This is a genomic window from Pantoea sp. E956-1 (genome assembly GCF_982223955.1).
This window is the reverse complement of record NZ_CEUYZP010000001.1, coordinates 661,943-683,419: the sequence shown is the minus strand read 5'-3', so window position 1 is coordinate 683,419 and position 21,477 is coordinate 661,943. Positions and strand designations below refer to the sequence as shown.

Sequence of the window (21,477 nt, the reverse complement as noted above, 5' to 3'; positions counted from 1 at the left end):
TATGGCATACGGAGCGATTCTGACAGATGCTGCTGGGGTGCCTTTTTATATTGGCGACACGATGCCTCTCACCCTGCTAGAAAAGCGCGTGCTGAATGTTCCACAAGCATCAGGAAGCGGCGCAGTAATAAACCTATTCAGCAATGATGGAGCAATCAGGTTTATTTTTGCTAACAGCAATGGCGCTCAAGGTAGCAATCTAAACACTTGCGAAGCGCTGGAGCTATCTGGTGGGCTATGGAGCTTAAGGTGCGCTGGCCCAGCAAGAACGGTCAATGTTTATATTTTCGGGTATCAGTTTCAGCCAGTGCCCGCCTGGGGAATTCAGATTAATGACGCTCAGGGCAGGTGCATTCTTACAAATGAAACGAAAGTTCTTCGAGACGCGCAGAAGTTGGGCGATGAAGGATCAGATACGGGATCAGGCTTTAACGCCAACTTCACGCTTACCGGCGAGTGGGCTGTAGCTCCAGCCTATACTGGAAATTATACCGGAACGGTAAGCCAGGGTGGGCAGGTTTATCCTGTAGTGGCTCAGTATGCAAGCAGTGCAAGATTCAACGGCAGCACGACCCAAATCACCAGCGGCTATATTGGCAACCTTAATACAGGAGGCGGAGGCACCGGCACCCTTACCAACTACCGAAACCGCCTAGTAGCTGTAAATGTTCAGCGGTATTAAGATTTTCGATCTTCGTGATTGATAAATAAAGTTGATGATATTTTATGGCGCAGGTATAAGGGAATGAAACAGACAAGGATGATGAAATGAAAAATAAACTCTTAGTGGTAGCTGTAATGTTACTCACCGGATGCCAGACGCTTCCTCCTGTAAAATGCTCTGCAACCGCCAGAATTGGCGGGCAGGATGTAGCGGTGCCTATCTATGATGTTAAGACGGTAGCAAACCAGACTAAATATTACGCGGGAAATCCTTTTGGATGGAAGTGGGTTTCTAAATCAAACTTCACCGAAAGTACCTGCGATAAATAGTAAATAACTCAAATCAATGAACCCGGCCACCGCGCCGGGTTTTTTATTGCCCGGAGAAAGCTATGCCAGCAGGCACTATTGCACTAACTAATAATTCAACCGCGGTCACCGGCACCGGGACATCATTTACAGCAGAGCTTAAAGCTAACGATTTCATTGTCACGGTTGTTGGCGGTGTGACATACACGCTGGGCGTGCAGTCAGTTAACTCAGCGACCAGCGTTACACTGACTACGGCATACAATGGGCCGACAACTTCAGGTGTGGCATGGACGGCAGTTCCTAATGCGGCGCTGGTTGGGATTACAGCTCAGGTAGCCGCGGATGTAGCAAAGGCCATACGCGGCCTCAATCTCGATAAGGCTAACTGGCAACAGATATTTACCGGAACAGGTAATGTTACGGTTAACCTTTCTGACGGCAGTTCATGGACGGGGCCAGCCTGGAATGGAATTTCCACTTCCATATCCGGCAAGATGGATAAAAGCCAGAACCTGAATGACCTTCAGGACAAGCCCACATCAAGAAATAACCTCGGCTTAGGAAGTGTGGCAACTGAGAACACTGTTCCTATTAATAAGGGCGGCACAGGTGCAACAACTGCAGCTAATGCACGAACGGCATTGGGCGTTAGCTACACAAATTCCGAAGCGAATCCTGGCGGAGGGATTTATCGGCTCTTCGCTACCAATTCTGGCTTATTGATTGTAGTCAGGCGGTTTTATATCGCAGCTGCTGCGAACTCGGCAACATCCTGGTCTTATAGCTGGAGTGATGAAGGCGCTGGTTCTTTTACAAATTATCCAGGGGTATCCATAAATGGGCAGGCGGGCAATTCTGGCTCCTGGCGAGTTGGAGTTGAAGGCCATACGCCACAGGGAGTGAGTGGTTTTGTTCATAATTCCGGATCGACCAATAATATATGGATAACTGTTACAGCTATAGGAGTGAAGGCATAATGACCGACAAACAACCTGAAAATACGCAAGAGGCACTCCTGGAAATAAATGGTGAGCCACAGGAGATTAATCCGGATGCCGTAACAAGCGGCGTGGACTACGAAGCCACTGCTGATATGCGCATGCAACTGGCAATGTCGGAAATCCAGAAATATGCTGCTATGGCTGACTTTGACGAAGATGCAGACGCCCTAAGGAAAGGGTGGGGCGCGTATTATAAATCAATTAAACCACTTATTGCTGACGGAAAGTTTGAAGAGGTCTTTAATATCGCACTTCCAAAGTAGGCATAAAAAAGCCCCGGCGACGGGGCAGCTACAGACCGCGCCAATCTCAGCAGGCTGCGGGGTGTGATTTGAGATTAGTCACTCCCCACCGTAATCGCCAACTAAAAACCCTTCACCATCAATCCCTTTACAAATCTGTGACCTACTCCGCCTTGATCAAATCTACCGATCGATATTACTGTTTATCCATACAGTATTTATCAGAGGAGGATTAATTATGGCTAGAGAGAGTGACATACACGCGGCGTTCACTGGAGCGATAACGAAGGACGGCAGGGGGCGGCAGATTGTCACCACTGCGGCGTTCCAGAAGCGGCTGGATGACCTGAATCACGTCTGGACGCTGGCAGAGTGCAATCGGTGGATACGGTACTACCAGAACTTCTTCTTCGAGCTGGTCACAGAGGAAAGCGAGAATAAGACCTGGTCGTTACGCAACATGGGATACGTGAGGTAATTATGGGATTTCCATCACCAGCGTCCGATTACATCGAGCGGCGCATCGATCTTAACGATGTACTGATGCCTCACCGCAACAACATGATCCTGATTGAGACGCCAGATGGGTTCGTGCTGGCGGACAAGTCACTCAAGCCCGTTCCGGGCGATAAGATCGCATTCCAGATAGGCGAGTTCCCGCAGGTGGGAAAATTATTCAGTACCGGGATTATCACCTCAGACGGTGAAACGATCGACGGAGAGGGCATGGACGGGATTATCATGCTGGGAAAAGTAACTGCTGAAATAGTGTCGGTTTATGAACAATGTCGCCCCACGATTTAAGGTTTATCCTAATCGAACAGGTCTCATAGTGACGCATCTCTGTTAGCATGAGCTCAAGTAAAACTGACAGGATTAATTGATGAAAAATTTAGCCGTCGCGCTGATAGCTCTGGGGCTAGTGGGATGCACTAACCCATATAATTATCGTAAGGATCAAGAGGTTTTAGCGTCATATACGACGGCAAAAACCCCAGAAGAGACTCAAGAGTGCATTTTAGCTGCATGGCAGAAAAATCCACTTATGTACCAAATTATTCCTCAGAAAACAGGTAAGTATTACAGCGTATTTTCTGGAGCAGATAACGCAGATGTATTTGCAGATGGCGAGGTGACGCGGATAAACTTTTACTCTCTTCGTGGCGCTCTGGACGTCACAAGTGGCATAGAAAAACGTAAGGCTGCAATCAAAACCTGCTTATGATTTTCCGCCCGGCACCTTCCGGGCGTTACTTACTTAACACTCGCGTTCACGGGTGTTTTATCAAGGTCAGTAATGAGGTCGCTTCTTTTATCCTGCAACTCTTTGAATCGGTCATGCAGGGAGCGGGGATAAAGCTCTGTATATATTTGCCACAATGTCTTAAGCGAACGGTGTCCTGTTACTTGGGCTACCTCCTCGATCACAAATCCCGCCTCAAAAAGCCTACTGGCTCCCTCTCTGCGCAGGTCATGGTATCGAAGGTCTTCAATGCCTAACTTGTTCCTTTCTTCACCAAACACGATTGAAATCCTTTTGTGCCTGTAGGGAAAAATCATATCGCTGGTTTTAGGCTGCATCATGACTATGTCCCAGGCATCACCAAGCAGCGCGACGTACATGTGATTACCCATCTTTTTACGTGGGTGCTTACGATCGCGAACCAGTATGGCTTTCTGCTGATGATCAATATCATCCCACCTCAAGCGAGTTACCTCGCCAATCCTCATGCAAGACAATATCGAAAAAAGAAAAATGCGGTGAAAGGGAATTTTTTTGTATGAATGACGCGACCGCTCTTCAAGTGCAACCAGAAGGGCATCCGTCTCATCTTTGGTAGGTCGCCGGCTTCTTTTTTGAGAGTGAGCGATCATCCCTAATTTGCTCATCTGATATTTGGCAGAACGATAACACTCCATATCAAATGCTATGTTGAACATAGGCGATGCCGAAGCCAGGACAGCACCGATAAAGGTGATATCGTTTCTAATGGTTGAAGGGCCGGCACCTTGGTCAGCCCTCAGCTTGGCGTGATTTATGAAAGTGTTTGAGCTGAAGTCTTTGAGAGGTACGCTGCAAATTTCGCAGCGACTAATCAGGCTTAAGGATGAGGCCTTGCTTGCACTATAAGTTATGCTGGGGTGGCTGATATACATCTTCAGCAAATCGCCAAAGAGGGCGTTATTTTTTTTATTCTCAACAGGTATGCCGTTCTTTTCGATGTCGGCAACCCTGATGACACCCCATGATTTTGCCTCAGACTGCTTGGAGAAAGTCTCTCTTTCACGGTGAACTACTATCCCTTCGTTTTTTACTGCTACAGTACAGCGATAACGAAGATCACCCTTAGACGTCTTTCTTTTTTCAATAACGTAGTAAGCCATAGAATCAGCCCTGTTTGATTGGGATGCTCAGGGGGTCCTGCAGGGGATCCTGACCCGTCAAAAATGATTGCTAATACTGTGATAATGTACAGTAATCTGCAAGTGAAAAAACCACATCACAACGCAATTTATTGATTTATATAACAATAACCTTTGGTGGCTTTTTTAGAATCACTATATGCTTGCTGGGGTTCTTTTTGTGTAAAGCAACAAGTTAAACAGTTAAGGAAACCTCGGGAGCTAAGCGAATACGACGCAGCACAATTCCTTAATCAACAACATTATTCATCTTGAATTAAAAATGATGCCGGATAAAAAGTTTATTCAATCCTATTGTAACTGCCGCTAAAAACACCTTTCTCTTTTACATTCATTTTAGCTACTTACTCCGACTTTTGCGGCCTAAGGATCAGATTTCTGAGAGATTGATAGATAGGTGTCTATCGATGCTCAATGTGCATCTTGAAATGGATGAAAATTTTTGACAAAAGTGGCCCATTGAAGAGCCACCACTATTTTATGGTAAAAGCAGTCCGATAAAAGCGAAAATGATGAGACATGCTGTAGCTGCAAACCACAGGCCAGAAAAAAATCTCATCCATGAGTGTATTTTGATGTTGTTATCATCAAAGAAAGAATATGCTGGGTCATTACTGTCCATAAGAAATATTTTCTTCCGCTGGCTTAATTTTATAAAAAAACGTATGACCGGGAATGCACCGAAGAAGCCGACACTATGATAGAAAGAACAAGGTGCGGGGAATTTATATTTATTCGAATAAGATGAGATCAGTTTGTAGTAATCTTTTCTTTTCGCCGCATAAACAAAAAACGAAAAAAATATAAGCCCGCTGCCTAATAATCCAAAAAATAATGATGTGCCAGCTAATAATTTGTCAGTTACCATAGTAGCTCTGTTAACTTATTAACAATTGCTTCTGCGCCAGTGCTGCCAATATAACCACCGGCGACAGATCCCACAACAGCACATGCCACTCCACCTGCTCCTACGGTAGCAATACCTATAGCGGTACAAATACCGGTCATAGCAGCACCTCCATATGCACCGCCAACCACTCCTCTGGCTGTGCCAAGCACAAACTTTGAGTAATCTCTTACGGCGATTTTGCCACATTCACCCTCTCGGCCTGTCATACAGGCATTCACAACTTCATTACTTGTCCCGGCAAAAGCAAATCCCATACCAATATATCCTCCGGCCTTTAGGAAGCGCGCTGCTCTAGCCGCATTGCCCATATAATACGAATATCCAGGAATGCTACCCATCCCCACAGTAGACCACTCATGAACAATCGAACGGCTGGAGAGGTTTAACGCCCGCTTCATATTGTCATACTGTTGGAATTTCAAGGTATATCGTGCAAGGGATTTTAACAGCGGTCTGTTAACTAATTCCTTTAGCTGGTGCAGCAATTGATTACTTTCCACAAAAAACTGCTGGCTGATCAACGTCCCCTGGGTACGAAACTGATTCTGGTAGCTGGCTTCAATTTTTTTTAGTGTTTGCTCAATGGCATTGAAATACTTTTCGCCGACATCACCCGCAGTGCTGAAGATTTTTTATCCGGCACCACTCAGCGCAGCGATCATTCCGTAATGTTTCTGCATAAACCGGGCATCGTCGACACTTACGCCTGTAAGCGCCGCGTTGGTTTTATTTTTTGCCTGTCGGAGTGTGGTCAGCATCTGCATTGTCAGGTGATCAGGCGTGTCCGGGTCAGCAACGATTAAAATTTGCCCGGGTTTCAGATATTGCGTATCCGCATTGATTTTCATAAACAGGCTGGTGGCTGGGGAACGAATATCTCTGAACAGTTCCCGTGCCTGATAATCCAGTGTACCGGGTCTTTCCACTATACAATATCCGGGGGCTAATTTACGCGGCATGCTTCCGTGCTCCATCAATATTAATGCCACAATCTTCAATGTTGTGGATTGTAAATCCGCATTAAGTATAAATAATTTAAGTGCGTCACGCAAAAAGAATCCCATAGTGTTAAATATTGAGATAACGCGCCAACATATAACATTAGAAATCTCGCCATCTGGTGGGTTTTTGGCTTTCTTAGCAACCTCTGATGTAAAGAGAAAAACAGCCCTCTTGTTTCTTTGACCCTCGAATGACAATAGTGCAGTCTGAAGAATGGCTGAATAAGCAAAAGTTACATGTCTCTCTATAACCGCCTGTGCATCTGCGCTGATTTTTATCAATCCTGAGTTCGTCCTGAATGACGAACACCTGCTAACTACCTTACATAATATGCAGAATGAGGCATGTTACAGTTTTCGTTAATTCTGGAACGAGTTAAGTGCAGTACCCGGACAGACTGATTTCCTTTTTTTGTAATTTGATGAATCAGCTTCCAGGCAGGCTGATACACACTGATTCTACTCTTTAAAAGTGTGAAATCCTGATATTTACAAGATGGACATAACAGGTAAGAGTACTTCATAGTAACAGTGGGGGGCTGAAATCTGGCTGCAGCGAAGTTATCACTCTTTCGCCTGGCTCGATAAAAATCACCTGCCCCTTATTAATCATTACATGTCATCCAGGACTTCCCGTCCCGGCAGCAACGTAATCACTCGCTTTCTTCGTTATGCTGATGCCGCATCGCCTCTTCAATCCTTAAAGGCGATGCAGGCTGAAATCTTCACAGATCGCCGCCGTTAATCACCGCAGCGTTTACACTGAAAGCAATGTCGCCCGGAAATGACTCTATGAAACCCAATCCGATTGCTGTCCTGATCCTGACCCTGACTGCTCTCTGCAGTGGTAGCGCTGCAGCCAGTGCATGCAGTCCGAACCACGTTGCCGTTACGAACAGCAATAATCTGATTTTGCTGGGCGGGATGGCGAAAGGCGCGGTGAAGCAGGTGGTTGCGGGTGAGTTTGGCAAAGATGTGAACTCGCAAAAGCGGGTACTGGGGCAGTTTGACGCCTGTGGCGATCTGACGGTTGCCGACGTCAGCTATGACAAAAGTGAGCGCAACGTAACGCTTAGCATGGAGCAACATATTGCCCGGGTGCAGGGCGGCTGGGTGGCGGAATATGCGTATCGGGTAAAAGTGTTGAAAGAGGGCAAAGAGGTGGTGGTCGATAACCGACAGGGGACGATTAACTGGCAGAAAGGTCAGCATGGCAACATCACCAGCGCCTCCGATAAATTTATCAGTATGGGTAAAAGCGGCTTTACCGATACCACCTATCGCTATGATCGGCAGTTCCGGCTTGAGAAGAGCGTGGCGCGCGGCAGCGATCCCCTGACCAACGGTGAAACTCACTATCACTGGAACCCGCAGGGTCTGGTGACCCGCACCACATCGGCTCGCAGCACTGACAGTTATACCTACGATCCCCAATGGCGAGAAGTGCGGCTCAACGGCACGGCGACCACACCGCTGAGCACTATCCGATCGGTGGATGAGTGTCAGTTCTGGGATCAGAGGGGTAATTGTACGCTGAGCTACCTGCACGAGACTGAAGTTTTCACGCGTGGCACTATCGAGCGCCATCTCAGTTCCGCCTACAAATATGAATACTGGGACCAGCCTGCGGCGGCGGAGTAAAAGGCGATCGGATGATCGCCTGTCGGGTGGCTATTTTACCGTCTGACTAAAGGCATCCAGCGCCAGCAGTGCGTGTGCAATATCTTCCGGTGAAAGATTTGGATTCAGGTTTTTCAGCGTGTCGCCCTCACTGTTCGCCAGTGCACCCACTTTCACCAGATTCTCCCAGCTCTCATTTTCCAGATGCAGTTCCCGGAGCGTAGTCGGCATGTTGATCGAGCGATAGAAGCGGATATAGCGCGCAATGTCCTCATCCGGACGCTTCTCAAGGACCATCTGCGTCAGTGTGCCATAGGCGACTTTCTCGCCATGGGTCAGATGGTGGATATCCCCATCAATCGCGGTGAACCCATTATGAATAGCGTGCGCAGCTGCCAGCCCTCCGTTTTCAAAGCCCAGCCCCGATAGCAGCGTATTCGCCTCAACCACCGCTTCCACCGCGGGCGTCACTCGTTTTTGGGTGACGGCAACATAGGCGCTGTAACCCCAGGTAAGAAGCGTTTCTTCGCAGGCACGGGCAATCGCCAGTCCGGCAATTGTCGGATCACCATTGACCATCGACTTTGAATGCGAGCGCGCCACCGCCTGCGCTTCAACCCAGGTCGCCAGTCCATCTGCAATGCCTGAGGCAAAGAGTCGTGCTGGCGCACTGGCGCAGACTGCGGTATCCACCAGCACCAAATCAGGATTTTTGCTGTAGAAGCGATAGCTCTCAAATACGCCGCTGTCAGAATAGATGACCGACAGCGCACTGCAGGGGGCATCGGTGGAGGCGATAGTAGGCACGATGGCTACCGGCTGCTTCAGCTCATCCGCCACCGCTTTAACTGTATCCAGCGTTTTTCCGCCGCCCAGCCCGACAACCACGTTACAGCCCTGGTTTTTCGCCAGCTGGCTCAGGCGGGTAATCTCATTGCTCGACGCCTCGCCGTTGAACTGGTGCCAGTTGAAGGTAACGTCCGCCTTTTGCAGCGCCTGTTGCGCGCGTTCGCCGATCAATTTCCAGACGACATCATCCGCGACCAGAAAAGCGTTATCACCCAGTTCGGCCACATAGGGACCCAGCTCATCCAGCACGCCCGCGCCCTGCACATATTTACGGGGTGAAGAGAAGATAAATTTACTCATAATCACAGCTCCTTAATATGAAGTTAAACCGTCCTTAGCCTGGCACACGCTGACGAACAGGGAGAGTAAGCAGGGTGAGATAATTCGACGGGCCTGTTACGCTGGCAGGACACCCATTCGCTGCTGATCGGCTGTTACCTCCAGGGAGAACGCCATGACCACCACGCTGTTTTCATTTCTGTTTGCCATCACCATACTGACGCTGACGCCGGGCTTTGATACCGCGCTGGTGTTGCGCTCAGCAGTCGCTCAGGGCGCGAAGCGCGCCAGCGTGACGGCACTGGGTATCACGCTCGGCTGTCTGGTCTGGGGTGTCGCGGTGGGATTCGGATTAGGCGCGCTGCTGCTGGCCTCCGAAATGGCCTATAACCTGCTTAAGTGGCTGGGTGCCGCCTGGTTACTCTGGCTGGGGCTGAAATTGTTGCTGAAACCCCGTCAGGCAGCAATCGACACGCAACAACCCGCGCTGCAACCGGGCTATCTTGCCTGTTTCAGCCGCGGGCTGCTGGGCAATCTGCTAAACCCCAAAGTGGGCATCTTCTATGTGAGTTTTTTGCCACAGTTTATCCCGGCGGGGGCGTCGGTGGCGCTCTGGTGTAGTCTGATGGCGCTGGCACACATGCTACTGGGGCTGATCTGGAATGCGGTACTGATTGGCGGCAGCCACTATTTCGCCGGTCATTTGCGAAAACCGCGGGTGCTGAAGGTGATGGATCGCCTGACCGGTTGTGTGTTTATAGGATTTGCGGCGAAACTGGCGTTGTCTCGCCGCTAGGGCATTACGGTTTGGTGGCAACCAGCACGGCGCGCAGAGGCGCCGGATAGCCCTCGACCGTTTTGCTGGGATCATCGGGATCGAGGAATTCAGCCAGAGACTCGCTGGTCATCCAGTCGGTACGGCGTTGCTCTTCAGTTGTGGTGAGGGCAAAATCGACAATCCGGACATCGACAAAGCCGCTTTTTTCCAGCCAGCTTTTCAGCGCTTCAGCTGATGGAATAAAGAAGACATTGCGCATCTGCGCATATCGCTCACCAGGCACCAGCACCTGATTCACATCGCCTTCAATTACCAGCGTTTCCAGTACCAGTTCGCCACCGCTGACCAGCTGATTCTTAAGCTGTAACAGGTGATCCAGCGGCGAACGGCGATGATAGAGCACGCCCATCGAGAACACGGTATCGAATGCCTGCAATACCGGTAACTGCTCAATGCCCAGCGGCAGCATATGCGCCCGGCGATCGTCGTTCAGCAGCTTACGCACCGCTTCGAACTGCACCAGGAACAGCTGCATTGGATCGATGCCGACCACCAGATGGGCACCCGCGCCAATCATCCGCCACATGTGATAGCCACTACCGCAACCGACATCGAGCACTGTGCGGCCCGCCAGCGGAGAGATGTGCGGTAGCACGCGCTCCCACTTCCAGTCAGATCGCCATTCGGTATTGATGTGGGTGCCATAAAGGAAATAGGGCCCCTTGCGCCACGGCATCAGGTTGCGCAGTAATTTCTCAATACCCTGACGATGACGATCGCTGATGTCATCGCGGTCGGCGGTAACGCTGTGCAGCAGGTCAAGCTTTTGAGGCTCCAGCAGCGGCAGATACTCCAGCGACTTGTACCAGTCGCGGAAGTGCCCATGCAGGTTTTCACGCTGCCACTCGCTGATTTGCGCCGGTAACACTTCCAGCCACTTCGCCAGCGGTCCCACCGCAATTTGCTGATAAAAACGGCCAAAGTCGATCATTTCAACGCCACCAGAGATCCAAAATTAAAGCACTGGAACCAGAGTTCGGCGTGCGAGAAACCGGCCTGTTTCAGACGGGCTTTATGAGCTTCAACGCTGTCAGTCAGCATCACATTTTCCAGCATGCTGCGTTTCTGGCTGATTTCCAGTTCGCTGTAGCCGTTGGCGCGCTTGAAGTCGTGATGCATGTTAAACAGCAGCTCACCGACTTCGGCATCTTCAAAACTGAACTTCTCTGACAGTACCAGCGCACCGCCCGGTTTCAGTCCCTGCCAGATCTTTTCCAGCAGCGCCAGACGCGCAGGCGGTTCCAGAAACTGCAGAGTAAAGTTGAGTACCACCAGAGAGGCATTCTCAATCTCAATATCGCGGATATCCGCTTCCAGCACCGTTACCGGTGTATCTGCGCGAAACGCATCAAGATGGCGACGGCAGCGCTCCACCATCGCCGGGGAGTTATCCACTGCGATGATCTGGCAACCCGGCACCTGAATATTGCGGCGCACCGACAGGGTGGCCGCGCCCAGCGAGCAGCCCAGGTCATAAACCTTGCTGTCCGGGGTAACAAAACGTTCTGCCAGCATGCCAATCATCGAAATGATGTTGGAGTAGCCCGGCACCGAGCGCTGAATCATGTCAGGAAAGACTTCAGCTACGCGCTCGTCAAAAGTCCAGTCGCCCAGTTTTGCAATGGGCGCTGAGAAGAGTTGATCGCGGTCAGACATATCGAAAATCCGAAGAGACGACGGAAAGGGCGCTATTCTCGCAGAAAGTGGGGCGGGCTGCACCCCTTAACCCAGGCCAGCTTAATGCAGCGTCAGCACCAGTTCCCACGGCATATAGATCAGGTTAAAAATCACCATGCCGCACAGGGAAAATAGCGTCAGCAGCATGCCATATTTGCGGCCTGCCATTGCGCTGCTGCGCAAACCCCAGGCGTGCAGCAGGCGACTGATAAAGAACAGCAGACCCGTGAGATGCACCATCCAGATATCGGCGCCGTTCATCTCCATCATCACCAGCAGAAACAGCGCCAGCGGAATAGTTTCGATGGCGTTGCCATGAATGCGAATCGCCATTTTCAGGTCGTGGTAGCCGCCATCGCCATACGCCACGCGATAGAAACGGCGGTAGCGAACCACGTCCAGCGTGAATTTCATCACCAGTAATGCACCCATCACCACATATAACGCGCTAACCATTGCCACCCCTGCGACTGTCCATAATGCTTCTATTCTAACGGGCGCACAGCCCGCTGTCCTGGGCAGGGATCAAAACAGTGACGTCTGCTGCGGCCAGTCCGGTCCATTGCCAATAGCCGGATCGATTTGTTGCAGTTGCGGCCAGAGCGCCTGCACCAGCGGAAAGACCTGGCCCATATCAGGCGTGTGCAGAAACAGCATGGTGTCGCCCTGTTGCTGCCACGCCGTCAGCTTGTCACGCCAGATCTGAAACAGCGGCACGCTCTCTTCCACGCTATCACTGCCGATAAAACGCACCATCGGCTGCGAGCCGGTTCGCAATGCATGAGGCGGCACCCGGGGCTTCTGTGCGCGGGCCACCAGCGCGGCCGGACTTTGCGAGGTGGAGGCGTGAACCGGACGGCTGTCGAGGATTACGCGATTGATGCCACGCGCCAGCAGGCCGCGATTCAGCGCCCGCTCCGCTTCACCCTTGGCGAAGAAAGCGGGGTGGCGGACTTCGACGCCGTAGTGAAAACGGCGCGGCAGGCTGTCAAGAAAGCGCCACAGGTCGTCGAGCTGCGTCGGTGAGAAGCTGGCAGGCAGTTGCAGCCAGTACTGACCGATGCGATCGGCCAGCGGCTCCATCAGGCGCAGGAAATCGGTCAGCAGGTCGTCGCTGTGCTGCAGCGCCGCCTGATGGCTGATGGTATTGGGAAACTTAAAGCAGAAGCGAAACGCATCGTGCGTCATATCACGCCAGCGCATCACCGTTTCCGGATTCGGCAGCGCATAGAGCGTGGTATTTCCCTCTACGCAATGGAAATAGCGGGCATAGTCCGCCAGGCTTTCGATGCCCCAGCGTTTCCAGTGTGAATGCTGCCACTGGGGCAGGCCAATACGAAGTGTCACGCGCGCTCCTGGCTGCAGATTAAGATACCCCATTATCCGTCAGGGTCAGGCTGGGGGGCAAATGCACACAGGAAATCGGCGCTTTGGCGCGGATCTGCTTATCCTGTCTGGCTTTTTCCATTATAATGACCGCCATTTTTGCGACAGCATCGCAACAGGTAACGCGGCCGGATGCTGTCAGATGCAGCGGCGAAGTTAAAAGGATAGTGTTATGCGTACAGAATATTGCGGACAGCTCAATCTGTCTCATGTGGGTCAGCAAGTCACGCTTTGCGGCTGGGTAAACCGCCGTCGCGATCTGGGCAGTTTGATTTTTATCGATATGCGCGACCGTGAAGGCATCGTGCAGGTGTTTTTTGATCCCGATCGCCAGGACGCATTTAAGCTGGCTTCTGAACTGCGTAACGAATTCTGTATCCAGATTACCGGTACCGTGCGGGCGCGTGATGAGAAGAACAAAAACAGCGATATGGCGACCGGTGAAGTGGAAGTCTTTGCCCAGGCACTGACCATCATTAACCGCTCTGAGCCACTGCCGCTGGACTCGAATCAGACCAACAGCGAAGAAGCGCGTCTGAAGTACCGCTATCTGGATCTGCGCCGGCCTGAGATGGTGACGCGTCTGAAAACCCGCGCAAAAATCACCAGCTTTGTTCGTCGCTTTATGGATGACGAAGGTTTCCTGGATATTGAAACCCCGATGCTGACCAAAGCGACGCCGGAAGGGGCGCGTGACTATCTGGTGCCAAGCCGGGTACATAAAGGCAAATTCTATGCGCTGCCGCAGTCACCTCAGCTGTTCAAACAGCTGCTGATGATGTCCGGTTTTGACCGCTACTATCAGATCGTTAAATGTTTCCGCGACGAAGATTTACGTGCCGATCGCCAGCCAGAATTTACCCAGATCGACGTGGAAACCTCCTTTATGACCGCGCCACAGGTGCGTGAAATCATGGAGCGTTTAATCCGCAATCTGTGGCAGAACGTGCAGGGCGTTGATCTCGGTGAGTTCCCGCAGATGACCTTTGCAGAAGCGATGCATCGCTACGGTTCTGATAAACCGGATCTGCGTAACCCGATGGAGCTGGTGGACGTCGGCGACCTGCTGAAGAACGTGGAGTTCCAGGTCTTCTCTGGCCCGGCTAACGATGAAAAGGGCCGTGTTGCCGCGCTGCGCGTACCGACCGGCGCACAGCTGAGCCGTAAGCAGATTGATGAATATGGCAAGTTCGTGGAGATTTACGGCGCCAAAGGTCTGGCGTGGATGAAGGTTAACGTCCGTGCTGACGGCCTGGAAGGCGTACAGAGCCCGGTTGCTAAGTTCCTGAATGCAGAGATCGTGGAAGGCATTCTGAGCCGCACCGGTGCTCAGGATGGCGACATTATCTTCTTTGGTGCCGATCGCGCCAAAGTGGTCGCTGATGCACTGGGTGCACTGCGTCTGAAAGTGGGCCGCGAGCTGAACATCACTGATGAGAAAGCCTGGGCACCGCTGTGGGTGATCGACTTCCCGATGTTCGAAGAGGACGAAGAGGGCGGTCTGGCTGCGATGCACCATCCGTTCACGGCGCCAAAAGAGATGAGCGCAGAAGAGCTGGCCGCCGATCCAACCCGTGCCGTGGCGAATGCCTACGACATGGTGATCAACGGTTATGAGGTGGGCGGCGGTTCAGTGCGTATCCACAACGGCAAAATGCAGCAGACGGTGTTCAGCATTCTGGGTATCGAAGAGCATGAGCAGCGTGAAAAGTTTGGCTTCCTGCTGGATGCGCTGAAGTTCGGTACGCCACCGCATGCGGGCCTGGCCTTTGGTCTGGATCGCCTGACCATGCTGCTGACCGGCACCGATAACATTCGTGACGTCATTGCGTTCCCGAAAACCACCGCGGCCGCCTGCATGATGACCGAAGCGCCAAGCGAAGCCAATCCGGCTTCCCTGCTGGAGCTCGGTATTCAGGTCGTTAAAAAAGAAAAGCCTGAGAATAAATAATGGGCTATAAACACCCGGTTTCAGTGCTGGTAATCATTTCGGCGCGCGATACTGGCCGGGTGTTGATGCTGCAGCGACGCGACGACCCCACGTTCTGGCAGTCGGTTACCGGCAGCCTGGAGTCGGGAGAGTCACCGCTGGCGACCGCGTGTCGTGAAGTGAATGAGGAAGTCGGCATCGACGTGCTGGCCGAGCGGCTGGAGGTGGAGGATTGTCAGCGTCAAATCGACTTTGAAATCTTTCCCCATTTCCGCCATCGCTATGCCCCTGATGTCACCCATAATCACGAGCACTGGTTTCGCCTGCAACTGCCGACGGAGCGCAATGTGATGCTCACCGAGCATCTGACGTTTCGCTGGCTGGCACCCGCGGACGCTGCAGCATTAACCCGATCATGGAGTAACCGCCAGGCAATTGAAGAATTTATCTGAATGCTCGCCATCGCCCGGTATTCCGGCGGCGGATAGATTAAATTTTATGAATCTGGTGAGTTTTAACCGGACTTCACCAACATATTGAACAGTCAGGCGTAATCGGCACCGTGAGGTTGTTCACCGCCCGCGCGACATCGTCAGCGTACGCTTGTACATGAGGATGCTTCGCGAAGCTCGCCCTCGGGGCATGCAGGTTGTCAGTCACCTGTATGCGTACGGACGGTAAACAGGCTCGCAAGCAGAATAGCCTGCACCCTGTAAAAGATCGGAGAAAAGTTAAAATGGCAGGACACAGTAAGTGGGCAAATACCAAACACCGTAAAGCGGCGCAGGATGCCAAGCGCGGCAAAATCTTCACCAAAATCATTCGTGAGCTGGTGACGGCGGCCAAGCTGGGCGGCGGCGATCCGGGCTCAAACCCGCGTCTGCGTGCAGCGATGGATAAAGCGCTGGCGAACAATATGACGCGTGACACCATGGATCGCGCTATCGCGCGTGGTGTGGGCGGCGATGACAATGCCAACATGGAAACCATCATCTATGAAGGCTACGGTCCTGGCGGCTCGGCCATCATGATTGAATGCCTGAGTGACAACCGTAACCGTACCGTGGGCGAAGTGCGTCACGCCTTCACCAAAACCGGCGGGAATCTCGGCACCGACGGCTCCGTGGCTTACCTGTTCAACAAGAAAGGCGTGATCTCCTATGCGCCGGGTCAGGATGAAGATGCGGTGATGGAAGCGGCTCTGGAAGCGGGCGCAGAAGATGTGGTCAGCTATGACGACGGCGCGATTGATGTCTTCACCGCATGGGAAGAGATGGGCACGGTGCGTGATGCACTGGAAGCACTCGGCCTGAAAGCGGACACTGCAGAAGTGGCGATGATCCCAACCACCAAAGCCGAAATGGATGCGGAAACCGCACCTAAACTGCTGCGTCTGATCGACATGCTGGAAGATTGCGACGATGTGCAGGAGGTCTATCACAACGGTGAAATCTCCGACGAGGTAGCGGAAACGCTGTAATGGCGTCTACCGTAATCACTTTAACCAAAGAGGCGTAATGTCGATTATCCTGGGTATCGATCCCGGCTCACGCATCACCGGTTATGGTGTTATTCGTCAGACTGGCCGCCAGCTCACATATCTGGGCAGCGGCTGTATCCGCACTAATACCACCGAGTTGCCCGCCCGTCTGAAGCTGATTTATGCGGGCGTCTGTGAAATCATTACGCAGTTTTCACCTGACTTCTTCGCCATTGAACAGGTGTTTATGGCGAAGAATGCAGACTCCGCGCTGAAGCTCGGCCAGGCGCGCGGTGCCGCGATTGTTGCCGCGGTAAATCACGATCTGCCGGTGTTTGAGTATGCCGCCCGTCAGGTTAAACAGACCGTCGTTGGCATCGGCAGCGCAGAGAAAAGTCAGGTACAGCACATGGTGCGAACCCTGCTGAAGCTGCCAGCGAACCCGCAGGCCGATGCCGCCGATGCGCTGGCAATTGCCATTACGCACTGTCATGTGGCTCAGAATGCGGCGCGCATGAGTGACAGCAAGCTGGTGCTGACGCGCGGACGGTTACGCTCAGGTTAGCCGTCATCGCCCAGGTCTCACTCTCAGGCTGGATATTCATCCAGCCTTTTTTATGTTATAAAATCCGCCACATTCGTTAGTTAAGGAAGCGTTCAGGTGATAGGTCGTTTACGGGGCAATATTCTGGAAAAGCAGCCGCCACTGGTGCTGCTTGAGGCACACGGCGTCGGCTATGAAATTTATATGCCCATGACCTGTTTTTATGAGTTGCCTGAACTTCAGCATGAAGCGGTCATTTTTACCCACTTTGTGGTGCGTGAAGATGCCCAGTTGCTGTTTGGTTTTAACAGCAAGCAGGAGCGCGCGCTGTTTCGCGAACTGATTAAAGTGAATGGCGTCGGACCCAAGCTGGCGCTGGCGATCCTCTCCGGCATGTCGGCGCAGCAGTTTGTAACCGCTGTTGAGAAAGAGGAGATCGCCTCACTGGTGAAACTGCCAGGCGTGGGCAAAAAGACGGCTGAGCGTCTGGTGGTCGAGATGAAGGACCGCTTCAAAGGGATGCACGGCGACCTGTTTGGCGGCGATTCTGCGTTTACGCTGACCACGCCGAGCGCCGAGCCGGAAACCAATGACGCGGAAGCCGAAGCGGTTGCCGCGCTGGTATCACTGGGTTATAAACCGCAGGAAGCGAGCCGTATGATCAGTAAAGTCGGACGACCGGATGCGGATTGCGAAACCCTGATCCGCGAAGCGCTACGCGCCGCCATTTGAGGTAATTCATGATAGAAGCCGACCGCCTGATCTCCGCTGCCAGTATCAGCGAAGAAGAGGTTATTGACCGCGCTATTCGCCCGAAGATGCTGACCGAGTATGTCGGTCAGCCGCAGGTGCGTGAGCAGATGGAGATTTTCATCAAGGCAGCGCAACTGCGCGGCGATGCGCTCGATCATCTGCTGATCTTCGGTCCGCCGGGACTGGGTAAAACCACCCTGGCGAACATCGTGGCCAACGAGATGGGCGTTAATCTGCGCACTACCTCAGGTCCGGTGCTGGAAAAGGCGGGCGACCTGGCGGCGATGCTGACCAACCTTGAACCGCACGACGTTCTGTTTATCGATGAAATCCATCGCCTCTCACCGGTGGTGGAAGAGATACTCTACCCGGCGATGGAAGATTATCAGCTGGATATTATGATTGGCGAAGGCCCGGCTGCACGCTCAATCAAGCTCGATCTGCCGCCGTTTACCCTGATTGGCGCCACCACGCGTGCGGGCTCGCTGACCTCGCCGCTGCGCGATCGTTTCGGCATTGTGCAGCGGCTTGAGTTCTACCAGGTTAAAGATTTGCAGCACATCGTAGGCCGCAGCGCCGCCTGTCTGGGTCTGGCGCTGAGTGACGAAGGGGCGTTAGAGATCGCCCGTCGCGCCCGCGGCACGCCGCGTATTGCCAATCGTCTGCTGCGACGCGTTCGTGACTTCGCCGAAGTGCGGGCTAACGGTGACCTGAGCGGTGAAGTCTCCTGCAGCGCGCTGGATATGCTGAACGTAGACAGCGAAGGGTTCGATTACATGGACCGTAAACTGCTGCTGGCGATCATCGACAAATTTATGGGTGGGCCGGTGGGGCTGGATAACCTGGCTGCCGCCATTGGTGAAGAGCGCGAAACCATCGAAGATGTGATTGAACCCTTCCTGATTCAGCAGGGCTTCATTCAGCGCACACCGCGTGGCCGGATGGCCACGCAGCATGCTTATCGTCATTTCGGCATTACGCGCGAAGAGTAACTAGACTGCCGGTTTACGTACCATACTGAAGATAAACAGGATGGCGGCGCAAAGCACTACTGAAGGCCCGGCTGGCGTGTCGTAAAAAGCGGAGAAGGTCAGACCGCCGGTTACGGCGATCACCCCGATGACGACGGCGACGGCCGCCATGCCTTCCGGCGAGCGCACAAAACGACGTGCGGTCGCAGCGGGGATAATCAGTAGTGAGGTAATGATCAGCGCACCCACGAACTTCATTGCCACTCCGATCGTCAGTGCCGTGACCAGCATCAGAATCAGTCGGGTACGCTGGATATTGACGCCATCCACCTGTGCCAGTTCCGGGCTGATGGTCATCGACAGCAGCGACCGCCACTGCCACGCCATCACCAGCAATACGATCACCACGCCGCCACCCATCATCCAGAGGTCGTCTGGCGTCACCGCCAGCAGGTCGCCAAACAGATACGCCATCAGATCGACGCGAACGTTCTTCATCAGGCTGACGACCACCAGGCCCAGCGACAACGCACTGTGCGCCATAATCCCCAGCAGGGTATCGATAGCCAGATGCGGACGACGCTCCAGCCAGACCAGCCCCAGCGCCAGACAGACCGTAACCAGAATCACTGCGTAGTAAGGATTCACATTAAACAGCAGGCCAAATGCCACGCCCAGCAGCGAGGCATGCGCCAGGGTATCGCCGAAATAGGACATCTTGCGCCAGACAACAAACGACCCCAGCGGACCGGCAGCCAGCGCTAACATCACACCGCCTATCCAACCCGGTAATAACAACTCAATCATGATGGACCCTGTCCTTTGCGTAAAACGATACGTCCCTGAAGGTCGTGACGGTGATTATGATGATGACGATAAATTGCCAGCTCCTCCGCGCCGCGCGGACCAAACATGGCGATGAATTCCGGATGCTGTGATACCGCTTCCGGGGTACCGGAACAACAGATGTGATGGTTAAGGCACAGCACTTCGTCGGTTTTGGCCATCACCAGATGCAGGTCATGGGAGACCATCAGTACGCCGCAGTTCAGTTCAACGCGTAACTGATTGATGAGGTCATAGAGTGACACCTGACCGTTCACATCCACCCCCTGCGTAGGCTCATCCAGCACCAGCAGCTGAGGTTGATTGAGCAGGGCACGCGCCAGCAGCACACGCTGGGTTTCACCACCGGAAAGCTTTTGCAGCGGGGAATTGAGCAGATGACCCGCCTGCACGCGTTTCAGTGCTGGCAGGATTTCGGCGTTTTTGCTGCCCCGGGTCAGACGCATAAAGCGCTCCACCGTCACCGGCAGGGTCGGATCAATGTGCAGCTTCTGTGGCACATAGCCAATACGCAGACCGGGATCACGCTGAACGCTACCGGTAGTGGGGGCGAGCAGGCCAAGCACCACACGCACCAGCGTTGATTTTCCAGCGCCGTTGGGACCCAGCAGAGTCAGGATCCGCCCAGGCTGCAAGGCCAGGCTGACACCTGATAACACATTGCGCTGATTAAACTTTATCGAAACATTATCGAGTGTAACAAGTGAGGTCATAGTATTTACAGGTTGCACAGAATTTCGAATGTTATAATATCACATTCTAACTCATGGTCACGATGGAATGACGCAATATGTTACATAATAAAAAGGGCGCATTATTCGCCTTAACGGCTTTATCGGTTTCAGCTTTGTTAACCCTTCCTGCTCAGGCGAATGTCGTGGCTTCGCTTAAACCGGTAGGGTTTATCGCTGCGGCCATTGCTGATGGTGTCACACCGGTTGAAGTACTGCTTCCGGATGGGGCTTCTGAACACGATTATTCTTTGCGGCCCTCTGATGCAAAACGCTTAAAAACCGCGGACTTAGTCGTCTGGGTCGGGCCTGAAATGGAAGCCTTTATGGCGAAGTCTGCGTCTGAACTTCCGCCCCAAAAAAACCTCGCGATGGTGAACATCGACGGGGTAAAACCGTTATTGATTAGCGGTGGTGAAGATGAAGATGAACACACAGGGGAAAAATCCGAAGAACAGGACGCCGATGCTCATCACCATCATCACGGCGAGTTTAATATGCACCTGTGGTTGTCGCCAGAGATTGCGCGCAAGACCGCGGTTGCAATCCATGGAAAATTATTGGAACTTATGCCGCAAGATAAAGCCAAACTTGACGCCAACCTCCAGCAGTTTGAGGTAGCTTTGGCGGACACGGACAAACGCGTTAGCGCACAACTCGCTCCGGTCAGAAATAAAGGATATTTCGTTTTTCACGACGCTTACACGTACTTTGAAAAACAATACGGTCTCTCGCCTACCGGGCACTTTACCGTCAATCCTGAAATTCAGCCGGGCGCTCAGCGTTTACATCAGATACGAACACAGTTGGTTGAGCAAAAGGCGGTCTGCGTCTTTGCTGAGCCACAATTCAGGCCAGCAGTCATCGATGCTGTCGCCCGCGGAACGCAGGTGCGTAAAGGCACGCTCGATCCTCTGGGAACAGACATCAGCTTAGCCAAAGACAGCTATGTGAAATTCCTCTCACAACTGTCGAGCCAGTATGAAAGCTGCCTGAATGGAGCATGAGGAATAGGTAAAA

At 52.6% G+C, this 21,477-nt stretch carries 25 protein-coding genes and 1 pseudogene; 16 read left to right on the top strand and 10 right to left on the bottom strand.

What is annotated here, in order from left to right:
• Nucleotide 1: 1 nt before the first annotated feature.
• The 7 genes from AC0T7J_RS03360 (at nucleotide 2) to AC0T7J_RS03330 (ending at nucleotide 3,443) form a co-directional block, all read left to right on the top strand.
• Nucleotides 2-682 carry a hypothetical protein gene (locus AC0T7J_RS03360; protein WP_143788960.1) on the top strand — a complete coding sequence of 227 codons (681 nt, stop codon included), beginning with the start codon at nucleotides 2-4 and terminating at the stop codon, nucleotides 680-682.
• Between the two features lie 86 nt (nucleotides 683-768).
• The gene (gene cor / locus AC0T7J_RS03355; RefSeq protein ID WP_473792142.1) at nucleotides 769-993 is read left to right on the top strand and encodes a phage exclusion lipoprotein Cor; all 225 of its coding nucleotides are present in this window, start codon (nucleotides 769-771) and stop codon (nucleotides 991-993) included.
• Between the two features lie 62 nt (nucleotides 994-1,055).
• A complete protein-coding gene (locus tag AC0T7J_RS03350; protein WP_473792140.1) occupies nucleotides 1,056-1,952 on the top strand; it encodes a hypothetical protein in 897 nt (298 codons plus the stop codon).
• Nucleotides 1,952-2,239: a hypothetical protein gene (locus AC0T7J_RS03345; protein WP_473792138.1), complete on the top strand. Its 288-nt coding sequence runs from the start codon at nucleotides 1,952-1,954 to the stop codon at nucleotides 2,237-2,239. Before AC0T7J_RS03350 ends, AC0T7J_RS03345 begins: the two co-directional genes overlap by 1 nt.
• Nucleotides 2,240-2,456: 217 nt before the next feature.
• On the top strand, nucleotides 2,457-2,696 hold the full coding sequence (locus AC0T7J_RS03340) for a hypothetical protein (protein WP_143990317.1): 240 nt from the start codon (nucleotides 2,457-2,459) through the stop codon (nucleotides 2,694-2,696).
• A gap of 2 nt (nucleotides 2,697-2,698) precedes the next feature.
• Nucleotides 2,699-3,022, top strand: coding sequence for a S24/S26 family peptidase (locus AC0T7J_RS03335; protein ID WP_473792136.1), 324 nt, complete (start codon nucleotides 2,699-2,701; stop codon nucleotides 3,020-3,022).
• Between the two features lie 79 nt (nucleotides 3,023-3,101).
• The gene (locus AC0T7J_RS03330; RefSeq protein WP_473792134.1) at nucleotides 3,102-3,443 is read left to right on the top strand and encodes a hypothetical protein; all 342 of its coding nucleotides are present in this window, start codon (nucleotides 3,102-3,104) and stop codon (nucleotides 3,441-3,443) included.
• A gap of 29 nt (nucleotides 3,444-3,472) precedes the next feature.
• Here the strand turns inward: AC0T7J_RS03330 and AC0T7J_RS03325 are convergent, their stop codons facing one another.
• The 3 genes and pseudogenes from AC0T7J_RS03325 to AC0T7J_RS03315 form a co-directional block, all read right to left on the bottom strand.
• Nucleotides 3,473-4,603: a site-specific integrase gene (locus AC0T7J_RS03325; protein WP_473792132.1), complete on the bottom strand. Its 1,131-nt coding sequence runs from the start codon at nucleotides 4,601-4,603 to the stop codon at nucleotides 3,473-3,475.
• A 517-nt stretch (nucleotides 4,604-5,120) separates the two neighbouring features.
• Nucleotides 5,121-5,510, bottom strand: a complete 390-nt coding sequence (locus AC0T7J_RS03320) for a hypothetical protein (protein ID WP_473792130.1) — start codon at nucleotides 5,508-5,510, stop codon at nucleotides 5,121-5,123.
• Nucleotides 5,500-6,511, bottom strand: a pseudogene (locus AC0T7J_RS03315) (hypothetical protein). Before AC0T7J_RS03315 ends, AC0T7J_RS03320 begins: the two are co-directional and overlap by 11 nt.
• A gap of 834 nt (nucleotides 6,512-7,345) precedes the next feature.
• Between AC0T7J_RS03315 and AC0T7J_RS03310 the strand changes: the two are divergent.
• Entirely contained in the window at nucleotides 7,346-8,194 is an 849-nt protein-coding gene (locus tag AC0T7J_RS03310) for a hypothetical protein (protein ID WP_473792128.1), read from the top strand.
• A 30-nt stretch (nucleotides 8,195-8,224) separates the two neighbouring features.
• Here AC0T7J_RS03310 and AC0T7J_RS03305 read toward each other — a convergent pair whose 3' ends face one another.
• The gene (locus tag AC0T7J_RS03305) at nucleotides 8,225-9,322 is read right to left on the bottom strand and encodes a glycerol dehydrogenase (protein WP_473792126.1); all 1,098 of its coding nucleotides are present in this window, start codon (nucleotides 9,320-9,322) and stop codon (nucleotides 8,225-8,227) included.
• 154 nt (nucleotides 9,323-9,476) lie between these two features.
• Between AC0T7J_RS03305 and AC0T7J_RS03300 the strand changes: the two genes are divergently transcribed.
• Nucleotides 9,477-10,097, top strand: a complete 621-nt coding sequence (locus tag AC0T7J_RS03300) for a LysE family translocator (RefSeq protein WP_473792125.1) — start codon at nucleotides 9,477-9,479, stop codon at nucleotides 10,095-10,097.
• A gap of 4 nt (nucleotides 10,098-10,101) precedes the next feature.
• Here the strand turns inward: AC0T7J_RS03300 and cmoB are convergent, their stop codons facing one another.
• From cmoB to AC0T7J_RS03280, 4 genes are all read right to left on the bottom strand, one after another.
• Complete coding sequence (gene cmoB, locus AC0T7J_RS03295) at nucleotides 10,102-11,070, bottom strand: tRNA 5-methoxyuridine(34)/uridine 5-oxyacetic acid(34) synthase CmoB (RefSeq protein ID WP_010258611.1); 969 nt, start codon at nucleotides 11,068-11,070, stop codon at nucleotides 10,102-10,104.
• Nucleotides 11,067-11,795, bottom strand: coding sequence for a carboxy-S-adenosyl-L-methionine synthase CmoA (gene cmoA / locus AC0T7J_RS03290; protein WP_010258614.1), 729 nt, complete (start codon nucleotides 11,793-11,795; stop codon nucleotides 11,067-11,069). Before cmoA ends, cmoB begins: the two co-directional genes overlap by 4 nt.
• 81 nt (nucleotides 11,796-11,876) lie before the next feature.
• Nucleotides 11,877-12,272, bottom strand: coding sequence for an MAPEG family protein (locus AC0T7J_RS03285; RefSeq protein ID WP_010258617.1), 396 nt, complete (start codon nucleotides 12,270-12,272; stop codon nucleotides 11,877-11,879).
• Between the two features lie 69 nt (nucleotides 12,273-12,341).
• Nucleotides 12,342-13,163, bottom strand: coding sequence for a DUF72 domain-containing protein (locus tag AC0T7J_RS03280; RefSeq protein ID WP_473792122.1), 822 nt, complete (start codon nucleotides 13,161-13,163; stop codon nucleotides 12,342-12,344).
• 211 nt (nucleotides 13,164-13,374) lie between these two features.
• On the opposite strand from AC0T7J_RS03280, the gene aspS reads away from it, so the two are divergent.
• From aspS to ruvB, 6 genes are all read left to right on the top strand, one after another.
• A complete protein-coding gene (gene aspS, locus AC0T7J_RS03275) occupies nucleotides 13,375-15,153 on the top strand; it encodes an aspartate--tRNA ligase (protein ID WP_473792121.1) in 1,779 nt (592 codons plus the stop codon).
• Entirely contained in the window at nucleotides 15,153-15,584 is a 432-nt protein-coding gene (gene nudB / locus AC0T7J_RS03270; protein WP_473792119.1) for a dihydroneopterin triphosphate diphosphatase, read from the top strand. Before aspS ends, nudB begins: the two co-directional genes overlap by 1 nt.
• A 284-nt stretch (nucleotides 15,585-15,868) precedes the next feature.
• Nucleotides 15,869-16,612 (top strand): YebC/PmpR family DNA-binding transcriptional regulator, encoded by a 744-nt coding sequence (locus AC0T7J_RS03265; protein ID WP_010258633.1) that lies wholly within the window; start codon nucleotides 15,869-15,871, stop codon nucleotides 16,610-16,612.
• A 37-nt stretch (nucleotides 16,613-16,649) separates the two neighbouring features.
• Nucleotides 16,650-17,177, top strand: coding sequence for a crossover junction endodeoxyribonuclease RuvC (gene ruvC / locus AC0T7J_RS03260; RefSeq protein ID WP_003849205.1), 528 nt, complete (start codon nucleotides 16,650-16,652; stop codon nucleotides 17,175-17,177).
• Nucleotides 17,178-17,273: 96 nt separating this feature from the next.
• On the top strand, nucleotides 17,274-17,888 hold the full coding sequence (gene ruvA / locus AC0T7J_RS03255; RefSeq protein WP_010670803.1) for a Holliday junction branch migration protein RuvA: 615 nt from the start codon (nucleotides 17,274-17,276) through the stop codon (nucleotides 17,886-17,888).
• Nucleotides 17,889-17,896: 8 nt separating this feature from the next.
• A complete protein-coding gene (ruvB, locus tag AC0T7J_RS03250; protein ID WP_010258640.1) occupies nucleotides 17,897-18,901 on the top strand; it encodes a Holliday junction branch migration DNA helicase RuvB in 1,005 nt (334 codons plus the stop codon).
• Here the strand turns inward: ruvB and znuB are convergent, their stop codons facing one another.
• Together znuB and znuC are read right to left on the bottom strand one after the other, a co-directional pair.
• Nucleotides 18,902-19,687 (bottom strand): zinc ABC transporter permease subunit ZnuB, encoded by a 786-nt coding sequence (gene znuB / locus AC0T7J_RS03245; RefSeq protein WP_010258643.1) that lies wholly within the window; start codon nucleotides 19,685-19,687, stop codon nucleotides 18,902-18,904.
• On the bottom strand, nucleotides 19,684-20,439 hold the full coding sequence (gene znuC, locus AC0T7J_RS03240) for a zinc ABC transporter ATP-binding protein ZnuC (RefSeq protein ID WP_473792115.1): 756 nt from the start codon (nucleotides 20,437-20,439) through the stop codon (nucleotides 19,684-19,686). The genes znuB and znuC overlap by 4 nt, the downstream gene beginning before the upstream one ends.
• A 77-nt stretch (nucleotides 20,440-20,516) precedes the next feature.
• Between znuC and znuA the strand changes: the two genes are divergently transcribed.
• Entirely contained in the window at nucleotides 20,517-21,464 is a 948-nt protein-coding gene (znuA, locus tag AC0T7J_RS03235) for a zinc ABC transporter substrate-binding protein ZnuA (RefSeq protein WP_473792113.1), read from the top strand.
• Nucleotides 21,465-21,477 lie beyond the last annotated feature (13 nt).